The 3513-nt window shown below is 72.0% G+C and carries 5 protein-coding genes; 2 read left to right on the top strand and 3 right to left on the bottom strand.

Annotated elements, in window-relative coordinates:
* Positions 1-32: 32 nt before the first annotated feature.
* Positions 33-281, bottom strand: a complete 249-nt coding sequence (locus ABD194_RS19150) for a DUF2630 family protein (RefSeq protein WP_343994447.1) — start codon at positions 279-281, stop codon at positions 33-35.
* A 60-nt stretch (positions 282-341) separates the two neighbouring features.
* A complete protein-coding gene (locus tag ABD194_RS19155) occupies positions 342-674 on the bottom strand; it encodes a hypothetical protein (protein WP_343994449.1) in 333 nt (110 codons plus the stop codon).
* Positions 675-789: 115 nt separating this feature from the next.
* Here ABD194_RS19155 and ABD194_RS19160 point away from each other — a divergent pair, with 115 nt between their 5' ends.
* On the top strand, positions 790-957 hold the full coding sequence (locus ABD194_RS19160; RefSeq protein ID WP_343994451.1) for a hypothetical protein: 168 nt from the start codon (positions 790-792) through the stop codon (positions 955-957).
* Positions 958-965: 8 nt separating this feature from the next.
* Here the strand turns inward: ABD194_RS19160 and ABD194_RS19165 are convergent, their stop codons facing one another.
* Positions 966-2039, bottom strand: a complete 1074-nt coding sequence (locus ABD194_RS19165) for a LacI family DNA-binding transcriptional regulator (RefSeq protein WP_343994453.1) — start codon at positions 2037-2039, stop codon at positions 966-968.
* A 162-nt stretch (positions 2040-2201) separates the two neighbouring features.
* Between ABD194_RS19165 and arfA the strand changes: the two genes are divergently transcribed.
* A partial coding sequence (arfA, locus tag ABD194_RS19170; protein ID WP_343994455.1) for an arabinosylfuranosidase ArfA occupies positions 2202-3513 on the top strand: 1312 nt, incomplete at its 3' end.

Consider the following 3513-nt stretch of genomic DNA (forward strand, 5'->3'; position numbering starts at 1 on the left):
CGAGTGGCAGGCCTCGCGGCGGGTGTAGCGCGTCAGCCGGTGTAGCCCTCGACGGTGCGCTCGGAGCGGACCTGCGCCTCCTCGGGGTCGGCGCCGAACTCGCGCTTGGCGCGACGCTGGCGCAGCAGGTCCCAGCACTGGTCGAGCTCGACCTCGACGCTCTGCAGTCGGTACTGCTCCTCGTCGACGCTGATGTCACCCGACTGCAGCGCCGAGCGGAGCGAGTGCTCCTCGTCGATGAGCGACTTGATGCGGTGCTGGATCGAGACGTCGTCAGCCATGTGGCCACCTTCGCACGGGTCGGTGCCGGCGTCGAGGGAGCGGCTGCCGGCCGGACCTCGTCAGTCGGACCCGTCCTCGCCGGAGGCCCGGCGGCGGTCCGCCTCGACGTCGGCCTCGCCGACCGGCACGCCGTCGTCCTCGCTGGACGCACCCGACCCGGTGGCGCCGCCGAAGCCCGCGTCCTCGAGGACGTCGCCCACGAGGCTGCCGTCGGAGCCCTCGTCGTCGCCCTCCTCGCCGGACGCGCGGCGGCGGTCCTCCTCGGCGTCGGCTGCGCCGACGGGCACGCCCTCGTCGGTGCGGTGCTCCTCCGTCCCGTCACCGTGCGCGCCGACGGCGGCGGCCGCGAGGCCCGCGGCGGGGTTGGCGGGGTTTCCCGGCTGGTTGGTCATCGCTGCTCCTTCGCCGAAAGGTCTGTGCCTTCGGAAATACCCACGAACCGGCGCCCGCACTCACGGCTGCGTCCCTCCCGTGGTTCAGCGCCTCCCCGAGGAGTAGGAAGGAGCTGTGGCCAGGCCCGGGCTCGGAGTGCTCTACGCGGTGGCGATGATCGCCGTCGTCGTGGCGGTCGACGTCCTCTTCTTCCGCCACCACCCCTGGGAGCGCCTGATGGTCAACGTCGGCATCGTCCTGGTGTTCGGCGCGTTCTTCCTGCGGTTCCTCCGGACGGGCTGATCCCCGGCTCAGGGCATGTGCGCGGAGCGCGCGCCCACGCCCAGGGTGCTCTCGCGCGCCTCGAGGGTCCACGCCACCTCGACGTCCTCGGCGGGCGCGTCGTCGCCACCGATGCGCCGCGACAGCAGCTCGAGCGCCGCGCGGGCCAGGCCCGTCAGGTCGGGGGAGATCGTGGTGACCGTGGGGTTGGAGTAGCGGGTCTCGGCGATGTCGTCGAAGCCCACGATCGCGACCTCCTCGGGCACCCGCACGCCGGCCTCGACGCACGCGCGCAGGGCCCCGATGGCCATCAGGTCGTTGAAGCAGAAGACCGCGTTGGGGCGCTCCGGGAGGGCGAGGAGCTGCTGCATGGCGGCGTGGCCGTCGGCCCGCTCGAAGTGCGGCACGCCGATCACGAGGTCCGGGTCGTAGGGCAGCCCGGCCGCCTTGAGGGCCTGGCGGTAGCCGCGCAGGCGCATCGAGGCGGTGCCGCGCACGGTCTCGCGGCCGATCGCCGCGATGCGGCGGCGTCCTTGGGCGACGAGGTGATCGGTGGCAGCCCGTGAGGCCGCCACGGAGTCGACGGCGATGTGGTCGAGTCCGGTGGGCACGGGGCGTTCCCCGAGCAGGACCATGGGCAGGTTGTCGGCACGCTGCGCGATCTCGTCGGCCGGGAGGGCGAGCGGCGAGAAGATGACGCCGTCGATGACGTGCGAGCGCATGCCCTCGAGGACGACGCGCTCGGCGTCGGGGTCACCGCCCGTCACGTCGAGCAGCACGATGAAGCCGAGGGCGGCGGCCTCCTCGGTGATGCGTGCGGCGAGCTCGGCGAAGTAGGGGGAGTCCATGGCCGGGACGGCGAGGGCCAGGAAACCGGCCCGGCCGTGCTTGAGGCTGCGGGCCGAGAGGTTGGGCCGGTAGTGCAGCTCGGCCATGGCGGCCTCGACGCGCTCGCGGGTGCTCGCCTTGACGTGCGGGTGGTGGTTGAGGACGTTGGACGCCGTCTTGACCGACACCCCGGCTCGCTCCGCAACGTCCCTCAGCCGCGCCGCCAACCGTGCCTCCGTCCGAGCCTCCGTGCGCGCCCGGCACCTGCGTGCCACGCCTTGTGGGGAACAGGCTAGCCCCCGGCCACGGGGTCCACCCCTCGCCCCGTCCACCTATGGACAGGCTTCGGTAACCGTTGTAATTTTCACGGCAACGCAAAAACGGGTAACCGTTGTACAGATGGTGCGACCCGATCGCCGACGGTCAAGGAGGACCGAATGGGACGCGCGACGGTGCGGCTGGACCCCGCCTTCACGGTGGGCCCGGTGCGACCACGGATCTTCGGGTCCTTCGTCGAGCACATGGGCCGGTGCGTCTACACCGGCATCTACGAGCCGGGGCACCCCGCGGCCGACGAGCTGGGCTTCCGCACCGACGTGGCCGACCTCGTCCGTGAGCTCGGCGTGACCGTCGTGCGCTACCCCGGCGGGAACTTCGTCTCCAACTACCGCTGGGAGGACGGCGTCGGCCCCAAGGCCGACCGGCCCACCCAGCTCGACCTCGCCTGGCGCTCGGTCGAGACGAACCAGGTCGGCACCGACGACTTCGTCGACTGGGCGCGCGGCGTCGGCGTCGAGCCGATGATGGCGGTCAACCTCGGCACCCGCGGCGTCCAGGAGGCCATCGACCTCCTGCTCTACTGCAACGCCGAGACCGGGACCACGCGGCCCGACCAGCGCGCCAAGAACGGCCACACCGAGCCGCACGACATCCGCGTCTGGTGCCTCGGCAACGAGATGGACGGCCCGTGGCAGATGGGCCACAAGACCGCCGAGGAGTACGCCCGCGTCGCCGAGGAGACCGCGCGCGCCATGCGCCGGGTCGATGACACCCTCGAGCTCGTCGCCTGCGGGTCGTCCAACCGCGGCATGCCGACCTTCGGCACGTGGGAGCGGGTCGTCCTCGAGCGGTGCTTCGACCTCGTCGACCACATCTCCGCCCACGCCTACTACGAGCCCGTGGCCGGCGACGTCGACTCCTTCCTCGCCAGCGGCGAGGACATGCACCGCTTCATCGAGTCGGTCGTCGCGACCGCCGACCACGTCGCCGCCGTCAAGGGCTCCGAGAAGCGGATCACCGTCTCCTTCGACGAGTGGAACGTCTGGTTCCAGGAGCGCTTCCACGGCGAGAACTCGCTGGCGATCCGCGAGGCGCCCGAACTCATCGAGGACGTCTACGACGTCACCGACGCCGTCGTCGTCGGGAGCCTGCTCATCACGCTGCTCCAGCACAGCGACCGGGTCGCGATGGCCTGCCAGGCGCAGCTCGTCAACGTCATCGCGCCCATCGTCACCCGCCCCGGCGGCGCCGCGTGGAAGCAGACGATCTTCCATCCCTTCGCGCTCACCGCGAGGTATGCGCGGGGCACCGTCCTGCGCCCCGCCGTCGTCAGCGACACGACCCCGACCAAGGCGTACGGGCCCGTCGACGCGGTCGTCGTCACCGCGACCCACGACCCCGAGACCGGCGACCTCGCCGTCTTCGTCGTCAACCGCAGCCGCACGGAGAGCTCCGCGCTGACGCTCGACG

The sequence above is a fragment of the Terrabacter terrae genome (assembly GCF_039529575.1).
Taxonomy (GTDB): domain Bacteria; phylum Actinomycetota; class Actinomycetes; order Actinomycetales; family Dermatophilaceae; genus Terrabacter; species Terrabacter terrae.

Coding starts and splice junctions, on each gene's coding strand:
- ABD194_RS19150 (WP_343994447.1), bottom strand. CDS start 281: ATGGCTGACGACGTCTCGATCCAGCACCGCATCAAGTCGCTCATCGAC.
- ABD194_RS19155 (WP_343994449.1), bottom strand. CDS start 674: ATGACCAACCAGCCGGGAAACCCCGCCAACCCCGCCGCGGGCCTCGCG.